This is a genomic window from Xylanimonas ulmi (assembly GCF_004216535.1).
In the GTDB taxonomy this organism is placed as follows: Bacteria; Actinomycetota; Actinomycetes; order Actinomycetales; family Cellulomonadaceae; genus Xylanimonas; species Xylanimonas ulmi.
In genome coordinates this window covers 2,457,804-2,474,601 of record NZ_SGWX01000001.1, presented here as the reverse complement: position 1 = coordinate 2,474,601, position 16,798 = coordinate 2,457,804, and the positions used below count along the sequence as shown (strand labels likewise).

The following is a 16,798-nucleotide window of genomic DNA, read 5'->3' as shown; positions in this document are numbered from 1 at the left end:
TCACCCCTCGCCCTCGCAGACGCCCTCGGGCGCCGGGTACAGCCCCGTCTGCGTGAGCAGGTCGACCGCCTCCTCGCGCGAGCCGACCCCGAGCTTGCGGTACAGCGACCGGGCCTGCGTCTTGATGGTGTTGGGCGAGACATGCAACGCCTTGGCGATGTCGACGAGCGTGCACTCGGTGCGCAGCCAGCTCGCGAGCAGCGCCTCGCGCTTGGTCAGGTTCGGCGGGCGGAACGCGAGCGGCTTGGGCGCCGTGCGGGACACGTTCGCGGGCAGCAGCGCCGCGAGGTGGCGCGCGAACTCGGGCTCGCGCCGCCGCAGACGCTGGTGCAGCGCGGCGAGCTCGCCCAGGTCGAGGCCCAGCGCCGGACTCACGGCGCCGAGCTCGACCGCGAGGTGGGTCGCACGCGAGAACTCGGCGTCGGCGTGCTCGGTCTGGCGCAGGCGCCCGTAGGCCACGGCCCGGCGCACGTGCACCGAGGCCAGGCTCGCGGGGCTGTGGTGCGGGTTGCGGTGCACGCAGCGGTCGGTGACCCGCAGCGCCTTGCGCGGCTCGGTGAGTTGGAGATGCGCGGTGGCGGCCAGCGCCTCCAGGCACACGGGGTGGTCCGGGGCGGAGGCGCGCTCGCCCACGACGCTGAGCACCGACGCTGGATCGCCGAGCTGCAGCAGCGCCAGTGCCTGCGCGGCGACCAGGTGGTCGACCAGGAACGACGGCGCGACCGACCCCGCGGCGCCGTGGACGAGCGACTGCGCCGTCGAGACGGCCCGCTCGTACTCGCCCCGGGCGCCGTACAGGTGGCAGCGGCACAGGGTGTGGATGGTCTGTTGGACGGGGTCCCAGGCCGAGCGCTCGAACGCGCACACCGCGTCCTCGATCTCGCCGACGTCTCCGCGGCGCAGCGCCGTCAGGACCGTGGTGACCGTCAGCGCCCATGAGGTCACCTGCCAGCCGTGGGCGGTGACCAGTCGCCTCGCCGAGGCCAGCTGGTCCACGCCGACGGCGACCTCGCCGTTCATGGTGAACGCGGCGGCGAGCAGCGCGTGCCCGGTGAACAGGACGCGGTCGTCGTCGGCGCCGGCCGCGTAATCGGCGACCTGCCCGGCGCACGCGACGGCGTCGCGCAGCCTGCCCGTCAGCAGGTACGCCTCGGCGATCGCGGCGAAGGCCAGGGCGCGCGCCGCGGGAGCGCACACGCCGGTGATGGTGGACACCGCGGCGAGCGCCTCGCGGTCGGCGAGCGCGCCCGCCTCGTCCGCGCGACCGGTCAGCAGCAGGGCGCGCACGCGCGCGGCCTTGTACAGCGCGCGAGCGGCTTGCGTCTGCCACTGCACGGCGCCGCCGCGCGCGCCGAGCACGGCGTCGATCGCCGCGCGGGGCGGTCGCGCTGCCCCAGGAAGCGAGGACGACAGGACGGCGCCCACGGCCTCGTCGAGACCAGACCGGCGCGGTGGGTCGGGCGCTTGTGGGTGGATGGATGGGGCGCCTTCACTCAGCGGGTCGGTTCTCTGAAGGTATGGCACGAACAGGTCACCTCTTTCCGGATCCAACCCTGGCGATCATTTGACACATCGTTGTGCGGCAATCAGGAGTCGGGCCATGAGGAACGTACAACCGAGTGCCCTCGCCCACCACGCGGAATGGTGTTGTCCGAGTTGAAAGCGTTTGCGATCACGTTTTTTTGGGTGCGGCCCGCGTCGAGGGGTGAAAGGGAAGGTGAAAAGTCGATCGATCCGGCCCGGATGATTCTTCGAGCGCCAGATGATCAGTGCAGCGAGATTCCCTCGGACCGAGGAGCCGGAGCAATTCGGCAAGGCGGGGCGAGGGGGACTCCGGGATTGCTCGTCGGCCCCGCGCAGGGGGCGGGCCGGTGAGCGTCTAAGCCGGCCTGGGCGGTGTGCAGGCACGTCGGTCCTCGGATCGACGGCAGAGTGTGGCGGTCACTGGGGTCCGCGCCCACACGACGCCGCCACCGCCCAGGCTCGGGTCGCCCCTGCGGGCGCCCACTCACAGCGCCCGTTCGGGTCGGGCGAGAATCCCCGGCGTCAGCCGCGCCGCCACCGACGCCCCGGCTCGCACCAGGGCGAACCCCGCCGCGAACACCGCGACCATGACCGCCACCGCCAGGGGTTGGGTGAGGACCGCGGCGCCCACGATGGGCAGCAGCAGCACCGCTGAGACGGCCGCCGAGCCGACCACGACGGTCCACAGCACCGACATCACCGACCGGCGCGCGGCCTGCGCGAGCAGCGTGCGCGGCACCCCGAGCCGGTCGAGCGAGACGGCCACCCGCGCTCGGTCGAGCGTCGCGGCGGCCTGGTTGATCGCCACGGTGCAGGCCGCCATGAGGAACGAGACCACGAGCGTCACGACGACGCCGGTGCGGATGTCCGCGAGCAGCCAGGCGTCCTCGCGCGAGCTGGCGCTGCCCTGGGCCAGCGCGAGCCCGGCGCCCGCGACGACGCCGACGAACGTGGTCACCGAGATCCCGGCCACCTGCCGCCACGCGGCCTTGGGGTCTTCGAGCACGATGCGGGCCGCGAGCAGCCGCGGCACGTCGCGCGCGTGCCGGTGCAGACGCCGCGCGCGCACCCGCACGTACCAGGGGCCGACGGCGTCAAGCGCGAGCAGCCCGCACGCGAACGCCCCGGCGATGCCCGCCACGACCGCGGCGAACCCGCCGTACTCGCCGAGCGTGCCCAGCCCCGTCGTCGTGCACGCGGCGCCCAGCACGACGACGGCGGCCACGATCGCGCGGCGCCCGCGCGCCGTCCCCGGCCGCTGCCGGGTGCGCACCCCGAGCGGGGTGACGACGACGCCGCGCAGCCCGATCGCCGCGGACCCTGCGGCGACCAGCGCGACGCCGAGCCACACCGCCGGCAGCCAGAACCAGGGCAGCCACATCTGCGCGCCGAGCGGCTCGCCGGCGAAGCGCAGCAGACCGACGAGCGGGGCGAGCCCCGCGTACACGACGGTCCCGGCGACCGCCCCCGCCAGCGCCACGGACGCCGCCTCGATGACCGTCAGCGCCGTGACGGTGCGGCGCGTCGCGCCCAGCAGACGCAGCGAGGAGAGCCGGTCGTCGCGCCGCCGCGCCGACAGCCGGGCGGCCGCCGCCCCGAGCGTGAGCAGCGGCGCCACGAGCAACGACAGCGCGATCACGGCGAGCGCCACGTAACCGCCCGCGTTGGGCCCGTCCATCCGGAAGAACGCCTGCGCGCCACCCAGCACGACCAGCAACAGGGCGGTGACCAGCGCGAAGGAGGCGAGGGGGAGCGCGGCCGCGAGTCGGTCGCCGTCGCGCCGCCGCGCGAACAGGCGCGCCAGGGCGAGCGTCGTGCGCAGCGACAGAGCGAGGGGGGCCGTGGTGGTGGCGGCGCTCACGAGAGGAACCCCTGCCGGGCGGGACCAGTGCCGCCCGCGTCCGCCCGGCTCGAGTCCGCCACCACGCGCCCGTCGCGCAGTTCGACGACGCGGTCGCAGCGCGCCGCGACCTGGCCGTCGTGCGTGACGACGACGAGCGTGCGCCCCTGCGCGACGGCCCCCAGCAGCAGGTCGAGCACCTCGGCGCCGGTGCGTGAGTCGAGCGCGCCCGTGGGCTCGTCGGCGAACAGCAGCCTCGCGCCGGTGATCTGCGCGCGGGCGATCGCGACGCGCTGCGCCTGCCCGCCCGACAGTGCGCCGAGCCGCCGGCGCTCGAGCCCGACGAGCCCCAGCGCCTCAAGCCATCGCGCGGCCTCGAACTCGGCCTGTGCGCGTGGCACGCCGGTGAGCATGCGCGCCACGGCGACGTTCTCCAGCGCGGACAGCTCGTCGAGCAGCAGCCCCTGCTGGAACACGAAGCCCAGCGCCTCGCGTCGCAGCCGCGAGCGTCCGGCGTCGTCGAGCTCGTGCACGGCAACGGGCCCGGACGCCGTCGTGAGTGTGACCGCGCCCGACGTCGGGCGCAGGATGCCGGCGAGCACGTGCAGCAGCGTCGTCTTGCCCGAGCCGGAGGCGCCCATGACGGCGACAGACTCGCCGGGCAGCACGTCGAGGTCGACGCCGTCGAGGGCGGGGGTGGCGGAGCCCGGATAGACCATGGTCAGGCCGCGGGCGGCGAGGATCGGTGTCATGCCCCCAGGCTGGCAGCGGGACACCGCGCCCCACATCGCCCCGCGGTGGGATTGCTGCGTCCGACCCTGGTCGTAGGCGGGCGGCGCCCGTGTCAGCCCGCCCAGCCCGCGCGGGCCTCGATGTGGGCGCTCAGCCCGCGACGTCGGCGCCCATCATCGCGTCGGGGCTCAGCCCGCGGCGTCGGCGTGGGCGATGTGCGCGAGCTGGCGCCACACGAGCGCGAGCGTCACCCCCGCGCCCGCGAACGCGAACCAGAACGGCGCGGTCAGTCCCCAGCGCTCGGCGATGAGCCCGCCCAGCCCCTGCCCGGCCACCAGGCCGCCGAACACGCACACCATGTAGACCGACCCGACGCGCCCCTGGAAGCGCTGCGGCACCGCGCGCTGGCGCACCGTCGTCGAGACCGTGCCCCACACGAACGCGTACGCGCCGAACTCCAGCATGATCACGATCGCCAGCCACCCCGCCGTGGTCAGCGCGAGCGCCAGGTGCGTGGCCACCTCCAGCAGCAGGCACGCGCGCATGACGGTGGCGAGGGAGAACCGCCGCTCGATGCGCGAGTACAGCGCGGTGCCGATCAGCCCGCCCACCGCCGACGCCGTCGTGAGCAGGCCGAAGCCCACCTCGCTCATGCCCAGGTGGTCGCGCGACCACAGCACGAGCACCGACCAGGCGGCCGCCCACGTCACGTTGAACACCAGGATCACCAGCGCGAGCGTGCGCACCGCGGCGTTCCCGGCGATCCAGCGCAACCCCTCGGCGATGTCGCGGCGCACGTGGGTGCGCTCGCCGTCGCGCGGCACGGCGAGCCCGGGGGCGCCGTCGGGCGCGGGCGAGGCCGCGATGCGTGAGACGAGCACCACGGCGAGAAGTGCGCACACGACCTGGGCCATGAACGGCAGCACGGCGCCGAGCGCGAACAGGAACGCCCCGACGGGCGGGCCGACGAGCTGGTTGCACGTCAGGAACGCGGCCTGGAGGCGGTGGGTGCCCACCGACAGGTGCGGGCGCGGCACCAGCGCGGGCAGCAGGGTCTGCGCGGTGGTGTCGGCGAAGACCTCCGCCACCCCGTACAGGAACATGGTCGCCAGCACGACGCCGATGCTCACCTCGCCGGTCGCGATCGCCACGCACAGCAGCGCGACGACGATCGCGCGCAGCACGTTGGCGACCATGACGACGCGGCGGCGGTCGAGCCGGTCGGCGATCGCCCCTGCCCACAGGCCGAACACGAGCCACGGCAGGCGCTGCAGCAGCGCGGCCAGGGCGACCAGCATGGCCGAGCTCGTCTGCGAGGCCACCAGCAGCGGCCCCGCGGCGAGCGCGACGCCGTCGCCCAGGTTGCTGGTCCACGCGGCGCCCAACAGCCAGCGGTAGGGCCGCCCGAGCCGACGCGGGGCGACCACGTCGAGGACCCGGTTCACGGGCATGGGAGTCTACGGCCGCCGTCGGCCGTGGAACGATTTCCGCGCCCTGTGGCGGCCTGGGGAGTCTTGGACGGCCGTCCAAGAGTGGTTGACGCGCGCCCGCGTTCGCGCCAGACTCGGTGTAGCGGTGCGTACTGCCCGCCCCCTGCGTGGTGCGCACCGCTTTACGAACCGGGCCATGCCCGGAACGATGCCCTTCGGACCCCCTGCCGAAGGGCATCGTCGTGTCCGCGCCGCGCCCGCTTTCGTCGCGGCTCGCGGTGCGTCGGCGTGCCGCCGCCAGATGCGGGCGTGTCGTTGCTTACCGTGGCGCGTGTGAACGCCGTTCGACGCACCTCCACCGCGAGCGCGAAGGTCCAGCCGTCGGTCGCTTCGCCGGGCGCCGACGACGCCGCGGCCCCGCGCCCACGCCTGGTCACCCCGCCCACCTCCGACGAGGCCGTCGCGGCCGCGGTCGCGCGATGGCGTGAGCGCCTCGTCGAACAGGTCGGCGGCTCCACGCTGGCCGACGTCGGACTGCTGGGCGAGGCGGTCATCGACCTGTCGGCGGCGCACCCGTCGGGCGTCGCGCAACTCTTCGCCGGTCGCCCCACCCGCCTGTCCAACCTCATCCGCGAGGGCGCCACGCTGCCCGCCGCGCGACGGCGTGCGCGCGCGGTGTCGATGCGCTCGGCCGAGCACGCCCAACGCTTCGGGCTCGCCCCCACCTACCTCGCGATCGGCGTCGCCACCTGGACCGAGCCTGCGGGCGACCCGCCCACCGGCCGCCCGACGCACGACGTGTCCGCACTGGCCGACGCGACGCGGCGCGCCCCGCGCCCGGCGCTCGCCGAGGCGGGTGGCCCGGCGCTCGCAGGGCCGACGCCGGAGAACGATGGCTCGCCCGCCGAAGCGGCGCCCGCCGACGTCGTGTCGCCCGCCGACGCGGCGCCCGTCGACGCGGTGTCGCCCGCCGACGCCGTCGCGCCCGAGGGTGAGCCCGCAGCCCAGGCCGCCGCGACCGACGAGGCTCCGCTGCTGACCCAGTCGCTGCCCGTCGTCTCGGTCGCCGCACGCACCGCCCTGCGCCCCGCGCCGACGTCGGCCGTGTCCGACGCCCGCGAGGAGGAGGCGGCGCCGCGCGTCGTGCACGCCCCCGTGCTGCTGCGGCCCGTGACGCTGACCCCGCGCGGTGACGGCGAGTCCGACTACGACCTCACGCTTGAGGCCACCGCCGAGATCAACCCCATCGTCGCGCGCACGCTGCGCGCCCACGGCGCCCTGCTCGACCCCGCCTCGCTCGCCCAGTCGACCTTCTCGACCGCCGGCTTCGAGCCGTCCGACGTGCTGGAGCGCGTCTCGGCGCTCGGCGCCGCCGTGCTCGACGACTTCACGCTCGACCGGCGCATGCTGGTCGGCACCTTCGTGCACCCGGGTCAGGCGCTCGTCGACGACATCGACGAGCTCGCCCCGTCGCTCGTGCGCCACGAGGTGGTCGCGGCGCTCGCGGGCGTCGAGGCGGCGGCCACCGCGGTCGGCGCGCTCGACGTCCCGGCTCCGGCCGGCGCCGACCCTGTGCCCGGCTACGAGCGCGGCGTCGGCGACCTCGACCCGTACCAGCGGCACGTGGTCGACGCGCTCGCCACGGGCGGGCACCTGTACGTCGACTCCCCTGTGGGCGCGGACGCCGCCGGAACCGTGGCCGCCGTCGTCGCCGAGGCGACCGCAGCCGGGCGCTCGGTGCTGTACGTGACCGGGCACCGCCGCGCGGCCGACGCGCTCGCCGCGCGGCTAGAGACGCTCGACCTGGACGGGCTGCTGCTCGACGTGCCGCCCGTGCCCACCTGGCGTCAGGACGTCGCGCGGCGGCTGCTGACGGCCATGGCCAGCGAGCCCGAGCATCTCGACGACGACGGCGTGGCCGCGCTGCGCGACTCGCTCATCGGCGCGAGCGCGCAACTGTCCGGGTACATCTCGGCGCTGCACCTGAGCCGTGCCCCGTGGCAGGTCTCCGCGTACGACGCGCTGCAGGCGCTCGCCCGGCTCACCGCCGAGCGGCCCTCGCCGTCGACCAGTGTGCGGCTGCCCGCCACGACGGTCGTCGCGCTCGGGGCGGACGCGCGCCGTGAGGCCGCCGCGGCGCTGCGCGAGGCGGCCGACCTGGGCGCCTTCACGCTGCGCGCGACCTCGACCCCCTGGTACGACGCGATGCTGCTGAGCGACGACGACGCGCGCGAGGCGCTCACGCGTGTCAACCGGCTCAAGGACACGACGCTGCCCCAACTGCTGCGGCAGGTCGTCTTCGTCGCCGAGGTCACGGGGCTGACCCCGCCGACCACGGTGCGCGCCTTCGGCGAGCAGTTGGAGATGCTCGCGGGGATGCGCGGCACGCTCGACCTGTTCCACCCCATGGTCTTCGAGCGCACCGCCGCCGACATGGTCCAGGCGACCGCGTCGCGCAAGTGGCGGGCCGCGCACGACGTCGACATGGGCTGGTTCACGCGGCGTCGGCTGCGCAAGCGGGCCAAGGACATGGTGCGCCCCGGGGTGCGCGTGCCCGACATGCACGCCGCGCTGCTGGAGGTCCAGGCGCAGCGCGAGGTGTGGGCCCAGCACGCCGAGCGCGGCGGCTGGCCCGTGCTGCCCGAGGGGCTGGCGACCATCGAGGACACCAACGAGGCGGTGCGCATCGACCTCGACGCGCTCGAGCCCGTGCTCGCGACGACGCCGCTCGGCGCCGGCCTGGCCGACCTGCCGCTGGACGACCTCACCGCACGCCTGCACGCCCTCGCCGACGACGCTGACGCGCTCGCGACGCTGCCCGCCCGGACGGCGGCGCTGCGCCGGGTCCGCGCGGCCGGCCTCGGGGAGCTGGTCGACGACCTCGCGTCACGGCGTGTCGACGCGAGCCTCGTGGAGGCCGAACTCGACCTGGCGTGGTGGAGTTCGGTGTTCGAGCAGTTGCTGGCCGCCGACCCGGCGCTCGCCGGGCAGGACGGCGCGGGCCTGGACGCGCTCGCCCGCCGCTTCCGCGAGCTCGACCGACGGCATATCGCGTCGCTGTCCGGGCCGGTGCGCGCGGCCGTGCGCGCCCACCTCGGCACGGCGATGCGCGAGGACCGCGACGACGCCGAGGCGCTGTTCACCGAGCTCATCGAGGGGCGGCTGACCTCGCTGCGCGAGCTGGCCGCCGGGCACGGGGAGGTGCTGCGCCGCCTGCGCCCCGCCGTCGTCTCGACGCCCACCCTGGTGCCGCACCTGCTGCCCGCCGAGCGCACGGTCGACCTCGTCGTGCTCGACGCCGTCCAGCACGTGCCGCTGGAGTCGGTCGTCCCGGCGCTGGCCCGCGGGCGGCAGATCGTCGTCGTCGGCGACCGGCGTTCGGCGTCGGGCACGGCGGTGCACGAGCTCGCCGCGGTGCTGCCGCACGTCACCGTCCAGCCGCGCGAGTCGCGGCGCGACCCCGAGCTCACGCGGCTGCTGGCCCGCCACGGGTACGCGGGGCTCGTGCGTCCCGCGCCGCTGCCGCGCGCCGAGGCCCTGGTGCACCTTGACCTGGTGGACGGGGCGGGCATGCCCGACCCGGCGTCGGGCACCGTCGAGTCGACGCAGGCCGAGGTCGACCGCGTCGTCGAGCTCGCCATCGAGCACGCCCTGACCAGGCCCGAGGAGACGCTCGCCGTCGTCACGGTCACCTCGACGCACGCCGACCGCATCCGTGAGGCGCTGCTCGCCGAGGTGCGCGCCAACCCGGCGCTCGCGCCGTTCTTCTCCGGCTCGCGCCCCGAGCCCGTCGTGGTCGCCGACGTCACCGGCGCCTCAGGGCTCTCACGCGACGCGATCGTGCTCTCGCTCGGGTTCGGCCGCACCCCGCATGGGCGTGTGCTGCACCGCTTCGGCGTGCTGAGCGAGCCCGGCGGCGACGCCATGCTGCTCGGCGCGCTCGGCGCGACCCGGCGCCGGCTGCGCGTGGTCACGTGCTTCCTGGCGGGCGACCTCGACCCCGACCGCCTGCGCGGCGACGGGCCACGGCTGCTGGCCGAGGTGCTCCAGTTCGCCCACGAGCGCTCCGACGTCGCCGACCAGGTCGCGCTCGGCAACGGCGTCGACGTCTCCGCGGCGCCCGACCGCCTGCTGGTCGACCTGGGGGAGCGGCTGTGGCGGCTGGGCTACCTGGTCGAGACCGACTACGGCCTGCCCGACGGCGACCACATCCCGCTCGTCGTGGGCCACCCCGACCTGCCCGGGGAGCTGCTGGTCGCGGTGCTGACCGACGACGACGCCTATGTCGCCGAGCCGTCGGTGCGCGTGCGCACGCGGCAGGTCGCCGAGCGGCTTGAGCGGCTCGGGTGGGTGGTGACGCAGGTGTGGAGCGCCGCGGCGTTCCTCGACCCCGACGGTGAGGCCGACCGCGTGCGGCGCCTCGTGCAGCAGGTGCGCGACGAGCGCGTCGGCACGGTCGGGGGAGTGGTGCCGCCGCGCGAGGTGGTGGTCCCGGTGCTCCCGGACGAGGACGACGAGGACGACACGCCGCCGCTGGGTGGGTGACCGCCCGCGAGACAATGCCCTCGTGACCGACCACGACGAGCCTCGCGCCACCCCTGAGCAGGATCCCGGCCCCGAGCAGGCTCCGCGCCCCGAGCGGACCTCGCGCCGCCGCCCCCGCCGGGTCGTGCGCCCGGGCGCCGAGCGCGAGCAGGTCTCCGGCGTCAGCGCCGACGAGCGCGGCGGCCACGGCGACAACGACGACCGCCTGCTGCGGGACGTGCCGCCCCACTGGGGCCGTCGCTGAGTCAGCTCAGCGGGCGCTCTTGGCGAGCAGGTCGCGGATCTCGGTCAGCAGCGCGACGTCCGCGGCCGGCTCCTCAGGGGCGGGCTCCTCGGCGCGCCTCATGCGCTCGGTCAGGTGCTTGACCGGCACGACGACCACGAAGTAGAGCGTCGCCGCGACGATGACGAAGTTGAGCGCCGCCTGCAGGAACTCCCCGATCGGGAACGCGGTCTTGCCGATGTGGAAGAGCACCTTGCTCACGTCGGGCTGGCCGAAGATGAGCGCGATGAGCGGCGTCAGGAAGCCGTTCGTCAGGCCGGTGACGACGGCGGTGAACGCCGTGCCGACGATGATGCCGACGGCGAGGTCGAGAACGTTTCCGCGCAGCAGGAACTCCTTGAAACCCTTGAGCATGGGACTCCCCCTGAGAAGGTGTGGGCACGGCTGGGATCGTGTGGGCGCGGCCGCCGAGCGGTGGCGCCAGTGGCACACGGATTCTGCGTTCGGCGCCCCGGGCCTGCAAGCGCAAACCACCCCATCCGGGCAGATCGATCGGTGAGACGCGACACTTCGGCCGCCAGGGCAGTGCCACGGCGCCGTCCGTGGTCGGCGGCGTTGTCACGGCACCAGCACCGCCCCCACCGCGCCCATGCCCGACGCGGCTGAGAGTCCCGGCGCCTCGGCCGGGTCGACGGCGAGCAGCGCCACCGGCGGTCCCGCGCCGGTCGACGCCCCGCCGGTCGACGCCCCGCCGAGCAGCCCGCCCACGCCGCCACTTCCGTCACCACCGCCATCGCCTTCGCCCCGGCGCGCGGCGGACGGGAGCACCAGTGCGCGCCTGGCCAGATAGGCGGCGTCATCGACACCCAGCGACGACGTCGCGACCAGGTCGACGCGGTCGCCGGGGCGCAGCAGCGCCGCCGTGGCGTCGTCGAGCCGCACCGGGACCACGACCGTGCCCTCGGGCGCGAGGGCCGTCACGGCGCCGCCGGCCACGAGTTCGGCGGACAGCGGCAGCCCCGCGGCGAGCGGCACGGGTGGGACACGGCCGACCGCGTCGGCGGGGTCGGTCAGCGCGTCGGTCGGAGCCAGCGCCACCGGGACGGCCCGCACCTCCACGTCGGCGCGGCGGATCTCGGCGCCCGCGGCCAGCAGGCGTGCGGCCACCACGACGTCGCGCGTGGGCGGCGGCTCAGGGCGCAGCGCCTGCGCCGCCGACGACGCGGCCACGCCGCAGCAGATCGCCACGACGGCGAAGCGCGCCCGCCACAGCACGCGGCGCGCGGCGCGCCCCCGCCGTCGTCGGGCGAGCGTGCGCCGCGCGCGGGGATCCGGGGTCGTCATGGCCGCCGACGCTAGGCGGCGGGCGCCGTCCGCGGCGGGGCGTACGCCGGGGACTGTGGACACACGGACGCGACGGCTCCCTGGGGGCGGGCTCGCCGCCCTGGGACGCCGTCGCGTGACGGGTGGATCAGGCCGAGGCGGCCTTCGACGAGGACGAGGACGACGACTTCGCGGGCTTCGACGTCGTCGACGACTTCGAGGACCCGCGCGAGTCGGTCCGGTAGAAGCCCGACCCCTTGAACGTCACACCGACGCTGCCGTACTGCTTGCGCAGGTCGCCTCCGCACTCAGGGCACACCGTGAGGGCGTCGTCGGTGAACGACTGGTGGATGTCGAAGGCGTGACCGCAGGCGGCGCACCGATAGGCATAGGTGGGCACGGACTCTCCTCGGAAAACAGACGCTGGCGGGTGCGCGGCCGCGACCGCCGCGGGGCGTCGGGCGACTGGCACTCAGGCTTACCGAGTGCCAATGATACGCGCCTGGATGCCAGCCGTGGGGCCGTTCGGACCTGCACCAGGGCCGTCACGGTAGTCTCGCCTGCGTGTCAGCACCCGTGACCGCCGCCGGCCAGTCAGAGCAGCCCCCGGCCCACGCGCCCCGTCGCCGCAGGTCGCGGCTGCGCCGCGTCGTCGTCGTCGTCGCCGTCGTGGCGGTGCTCGCGTTGGCCGCGACGGTGGCCTTCGCGACGGTCGTCGTGCGCCGCCCCTTGCCGCAGACCAGCGGAACCGCGCAGGTTGCGGGACTGACGGGCGACGTGCGCGTGGTGCGCGACGAGCGCGGCGTGCCGCAGATCTACGCCGACGACGCCGAGGACCTCTTCCGCGCGCAGGGGTTCGTCGCCGCGCAGGACCGCTTCTTCGAGATGGACTACCGCCGCCACGTCACCGCGGGGCGCCTGGCCGAACTGGTCGGGAACGTGCCCGAGGCGATCGACGCCGACAAGGTGGTGCGCACCTTCGGCTGGCGGCGCGTCGCCGAGCAGGAGCTCGCGCTGCTGGAGCCCGAGACCCGCGCCTACCTGCAGGCGTACGCCGACGGCGTCAACGCCTACCTCGACTCGCGCGAGCCCGACGAGATCGCCGTCGAGTACACCGTGCTGGGCATGAGCGTCGACGTCGGCACGCCCGAGCCGTGGGGCCCCGTCGACTCGCTCGCCTGGCTCAAGGCCATGGCGTGGGACCTGCGCGGCAACTACGACGACGAGCTCGACCGCGCGCTGGCCTACTCGACGCTCCAAGACATCTCCCTGGTCGACGAGCTGTTCCCGTCGTACGCCGCGGGCGGCAACGCGACCATCCTGGAGCCGCGCGACCTGGAGGTCGACCCCGCCGCGCCCGCCGACGCCGCGCCCGCCGACGACGCCGACGCCGCGCCCGCGGCGGCGAGCGCCGCCGTCGTGCCGCACACCTCGCAAGCCCTCGACTCCGCACTCGCCTCGGCGCGCTCCGCGCTCGACGCCGTGCCCGTCCTGGTCGGCGAGGGCGAGGGCGTCGGCTCCAACTCATGGGCGGTCTCGGGCGACCACACGGCCTCGGGCAAGCCGATGCTCGCCAACGACCCGCACCTGGCGCTCGCGGCCCCGAGCATCTGGGCGCAGGTGGGCCTGCACTGCAACGCGGTCAGCGCTTCGTGCCCGTTCGACGTCGCCGGGTTCTCGTTCTCGGGGTTCCCCGGGGTGGTCATCGGCCACAACGGAGCGCTCGCGTGGGGCCTGACCAATATGGGCGCCGACGTCACCGACTTCTTCATTGAGCGCGTGCGTGACGACACCTACCAGCGCGGCGACGAGTGGGAGCCGATCGACTCGCGCACCGAGACCATCCGCGTCGCCGGTTCGGCCGCGATCGACCTGACGGTGCGCTCCACCGCGCACGGCCCGATCATCTCGGACGTGCTCGACGTCGACGCCGTCGCCGGCGCGCCGACCGAGCAGGGCACGTTGCTGGGCACCTACGCCGTCTCGCTCGCGTGGACCGCGCTCACGCCCGGGCGCACGGCCGACGCCGTCTTCGCCTTCGACACCGCGCAGAACGCCGACGACGTGCGCGCCGCGGCCGCACTGTTCGACGTGCCGGCGCAGAACATCGTGTTCGCCACGGCCGACGGCCACATCGGCTACCAGGCTCCGGGGCGCGTGCCGGTGCGCGCCGACGTCCCGGACTCTCCGGTGCCCGCCGACGGCTCGTGGCCGCGCGACGGGCGCGACCCGCGCTTCGACTGGCAGGGGTGGGTGCCCGCCGACCAGATGCCGCGCGCCCTCGACCCCGCGAGCGGGTACATCGTCGCCGCCAACCAAGCGGTGCTGCCCGCGGGCACGGGCCCGTTCCTGACCAACGACTGGGACTACGGCTTCCGCTCCGAGCGCATCCGCACACTGCTCCAGGAGCAGATCGACTCGGGCGACCCGTTCACGGTCGACGACTTCAACCGCATCCAGAACGACGACTGGAGCGCGTTCGCCAAGGTGCTGCTGCCCGCGCTGCTCGACGTGCGGCTCGACGACGAGCACACCGCGGCCGGTCAGCGGCTGCTGCGCGAGTGGGACGGCCACATGGACGCCGACTCCCCAGCCGCGGCCTACTTCGCCGCCGTGTGGCGCAACCTGCTGAAGGACACGTTCTGGGACGACCTTCCCGAGAGCATGCGGCCCGACGGCGGCGGCAAGTGGCTCGTCGTCGTGCGCGACATGCTGGAGCGGCCCGACGACAGGTTCTGGGACGACCGCTCGACGCTCAACGTCACCGAGTCGCGTGACGAGATCCTCACCCAGGCGATGGTCTCGGCGCGTCGCGACCTGACCGTCGAGATGTCGAAGAACCCCGACGACTGGAGTTGGGGCACGCTGCACCGGCTCCAGCTGGAGCACCCGGTGCTAGGTGGGGACTCGATCCCCGCGCTGGTGCGGCGCCTGGTCAACCCGTCGGCGGTCTCGATGCCCGGCTCGTCGTCGGTGGTCAACGCGACCGGCTGGAACGCCGGGACGGGCTCGTTCGAGGTCACCACCGGGCCGTCGATGCGCATGGTCGTCGACCTGGGTGACCTCGACGCCTCGACCTGGGTGGTGGTGACCGGCGCCTCGGGGCACCCCGGCTCACCGCACTACGCCGACCAGCTCGGCGCGTGGGCGCAGGGGAGCACCTTCCCGTTCCCGTTCTCGCGCGACGCGGTCGAGGCGGCGTCGTCGGACGTGCTGAGGCTGACGCCCTGACTACAGGCCGCTGGTCAGGTGCCGGGGCAGCCGCGGCGGCGGGGGAGCGTCGCTCGCTCGCGCTCGCAGCGCCCGCTCGCGGGCGCGCGCGGCGGCCACCTCGGCGTCACGCCGACGCCGCAGGCTCACCATCAGGCGACGCTCCTCCTCGCTGTAGCCGCCCCACACGCCCAGTCGCTGGCCGGCGTCGAGAGCGTGGACGAGGCAGGTCGCCTGCACCACGCAACGCTCACGGCACACGCGCACGGCCGCGGTGATGCTGGCGCGGCTGGTGCCGAAGAACAGGCGTGGGTCGGCCTCCACGCAGGCGCCGAGCACGCCGCGCGGCAGTGCGCAGCCGACCGGCTCGTCGTTGAGTTGGTCGTTCATCGGGCCATCGTGGGCGTTGAGGGCCCGGGTGTGGTGAGGAATGCCGCGGTTTGACTCGGTGTGTTGGCGTTTGCCCAGGTGTGGGGCGACACGCCCCACCCGATGCGCGTCAGCCGGTGCGCGTCAGCCGAGCGCGCGTCAGCCGAGCGCGCGCCAGCCCTGCGGCGTCGCCACGGCGTGCACGCGCTGGTCGTGGTCCTCGATCGGCAGCGGCCGCGTCTGCGCGTCGTACACCTCGTCGTCGAACACCATCGCGACGACGGTGACGCCGTCGGGCACGAACTGGAGCACGCGGTCGTACCAGCCGCCGCCCTGGCCCAGGCGTCGTCCGCTGGTGTCGACGGCGAGCGCGGGCGCGACGACGACGTCGGCGTCCGCGATGGCGGACGCCCCGAGCGTCGGGCCGCTGGGCTCAGGCGGACGGCCCGGGGCGCGTTCGCGCAGGTCGTCGGCGCTCTGGTACTCAGCCCAGTCGCGGGCCAGGCCAGCGCCCAGCACGGGCAGCAGCACCCGCACGCCGCGCGCCGCGAGGCGCGCGAGCAGAACGTCGGTGCTCGGCTCGGTCGACCGCGCCGCGTAGGCGGCGACGCATCGGGCCTCGCGCACCTCGCGGCTCGCCTCCAGCACATCGGCGAACGCGACCGCCGCGTCGGCGCGTTGGCGTGCCGACCGCGCGGCCCGCTGCTTGCGGATCGCGCGGCGCAGCTCATCTTTGGCGTCCGCGGCCTCCATACCGGTGCTCAGGGGGTACGGCTGGGGCCGGATTGCGTCTTTGGAGTCGCCACGCATGCGCACATTGTGTCAGTGTCCCTCCGACACGGTGGCAGGCGGCGGGGCGAGGGTTCGGTGACACGGTCGACGGCGCGGACGCGCACGAGAGGACTGACGACGGTGACCAAGGCATGGCCGGTGACCCTGCGCGAGGACACCGCGCGCGGCGTCGTGCTGCTGCGCCCGCTGCGCCGTCGTGACGCGCAGACCTGGCTGCGGCTGCGCGCCGCCAACCAGTCATGGCTTGAGCCGTGGGAGGCGACGTCGCCGGGCGGCCCCACCGGATCGACGACGTTCGGCGAGTACGTGCGGCTGTTGAGCCAGCAGGCGCGTTCGGGCGCGACGGCGCCGTTCGCCGTCGAACTCGACGGCGAGCTCGTGGGTCAGCTGACCGTCTCCTCGATCACCTACGGCTCACTGTGCTCGGCGGCGATCGGCTACTGGGTCTCGCAGGACGTGGCTGGCCGCGGCGTCATCCCCACCGCCGTCGCCATGGCGACCGACTACTGCTTCCAGGTGTTGGGCCTGCATCGCGTCGAGATCAACATCCGCCCCGAGAACGACCGCAGCCTGCGCGTGGTCGCGAAGCTCGGCTTCCGCGACGAGGGCGTGCGCGAGAGGTACCTGCACATCCAGGGGCAGTGGCGCGACCACCGCACGTTCGCCCTCACCAGCGAAGACGTGCCCGGGGGGCTGCTCGCGCGCTGGCAGCGCACGCGCGCGCAGGGGTGAGGGCCGGGCGGCGGCGTGCGCGAGGCCACGCACGGGTCTTGACAGACACGCCGAGCACACTGCGGGTTCTGGGCGACT

The 16,798-nt window shown here is 74.9% G+C and carries 13 protein-coding genes; 4 read left to right on the top strand and 9 right to left on the bottom strand.

The genetic code is table 11. The features are described 5' to 3' along the window. From EV386_RS11460 to EV386_RS11445, 4 genes are all read right to left on the bottom strand, one after another. Complete coding sequence (locus EV386_RS11460; RefSeq protein WP_130415086.1) at window positions 1-1,425, bottom strand: helix-turn-helix transcriptional regulator; 1,425 nt, start codon at window positions 1,423-1,425, stop codon at window positions 1-3. A 583-nt stretch (window positions 1,426-2,008) separates the two neighbouring features. Next, the gene (locus EV386_RS11455; protein ID WP_242607935.1) at window positions 2,009-3,385 is read right to left on the bottom strand and encodes an FtsX-like permease family protein; all 1,377 of its coding nucleotides are present in this window, start codon (window positions 3,383-3,385) and stop codon (window positions 2,009-2,011) included. Then, a complete protein-coding gene (locus tag EV386_RS11450) occupies window positions 3,382-4,116 on the bottom strand; it encodes an ABC transporter ATP-binding protein (RefSeq protein ID WP_130415084.1) in 735 nt (244 codons plus the stop codon). The genes EV386_RS11455 and EV386_RS11450 overlap by 4 nt, the downstream gene beginning before the upstream one ends. Before the next feature lie 168 nt (window positions 4,117-4,284). Then, window positions 4,285-5,547: an MFS transporter gene (locus EV386_RS11445; RefSeq protein ID WP_130415082.1), complete on the bottom strand. Its 1,263-nt coding sequence runs from the start codon at window positions 5,545-5,547 to the stop codon at window positions 4,285-4,287. Window positions 5,548-5,859: 312 nt separating this feature from the next. Here EV386_RS11445 and EV386_RS11440 point away from each other — a divergent pair, with 312 nt between their 5' ends. Further along, window positions 5,860-10,071, top strand: coding sequence for a hypothetical protein (locus EV386_RS11440; protein WP_130415080.1), 4,212 nt, complete (start codon window positions 5,860-5,862; stop codon window positions 10,069-10,071). Window positions 10,072-10,093: 22 nt separating this feature from the next. After that, window positions 10,094-10,315: a hypothetical protein gene (locus EV386_RS11435; protein WP_130415078.1), complete on the top strand. Its 222-nt coding sequence runs from the start codon at window positions 10,094-10,096 to the stop codon at window positions 10,313-10,315. 6 nt (window positions 10,316-10,321) lie between these two features. Here the strand turns inward: EV386_RS11435 and mscL are convergent, their stop codons facing one another. The 3 genes from mscL to EV386_RS11420 form a co-directional block, all read right to left on the bottom strand. Then, entirely contained in the window at window positions 10,322-10,708 is a 387-nt protein-coding gene (gene mscL / locus EV386_RS11430; RefSeq protein WP_130415076.1) for a large conductance mechanosensitive channel protein MscL, read from the bottom strand. A gap of 204 nt (window positions 10,709-10,912) precedes the next feature. Further along, complete coding sequence (gene cpaB / locus EV386_RS11425; protein ID WP_130415074.1) at window positions 10,913-11,638, bottom strand: Flp pilus assembly protein CpaB; 726 nt, start codon at window positions 11,636-11,638, stop codon at window positions 10,913-10,915. Window positions 11,639-11,765: 127 nt separating this feature from the next. Continuing rightward, window positions 11,766-12,017, bottom strand: a complete 252-nt coding sequence (locus EV386_RS11420) for an FmdB family zinc ribbon protein (RefSeq protein ID WP_130415072.1) — start codon at window positions 12,015-12,017, stop codon at window positions 11,766-11,768. Window positions 12,018-12,181: 164 nt separating this feature from the next. Here EV386_RS11420 and EV386_RS11415 point away from each other — a divergent pair, with 164 nt between their 5' ends. Then, the gene (locus tag EV386_RS11415) at window positions 12,182-14,848 is read left to right on the top strand and encodes a penicillin acylase family protein (RefSeq protein WP_242607934.1); all 2,667 of its coding nucleotides are present in this window, start codon (window positions 12,182-12,184) and stop codon (window positions 14,846-14,848) included. On the opposite strand, the gene EV386_RS11410 is transcribed toward EV386_RS11415, so the two are convergent. Both EV386_RS11410 and EV386_RS11405 read right to left on the bottom strand, forming a co-directional pair. Next, a complete protein-coding gene (locus EV386_RS11410) occupies window positions 14,849-15,217 on the bottom strand; it encodes a WhiB family transcriptional regulator (RefSeq protein ID WP_130415070.1) in 369 nt (122 codons plus the stop codon). Window positions 15,218-15,355: 138 nt separating this feature from the next. Then, complete coding sequence (locus EV386_RS11405) at window positions 15,356-16,006, bottom strand: 5-formyltetrahydrofolate cyclo-ligase (protein ID WP_130415068.1); 651 nt, start codon at window positions 16,004-16,006, stop codon at window positions 15,356-15,358. Window positions 16,007-16,108: 102 nt separating this feature from the next. Between EV386_RS11405 and EV386_RS11400 the strand changes: the two genes are divergently transcribed. Continuing rightward, window positions 16,109-16,720: a GNAT family N-acetyltransferase gene (locus tag EV386_RS11400; protein ID WP_242607933.1), complete on the top strand. Its 612-nt coding sequence runs from the start codon at window positions 16,109-16,111 to the stop codon at window positions 16,718-16,720. Window positions 16,721-16,798 lie beyond the last annotated feature (78 nt).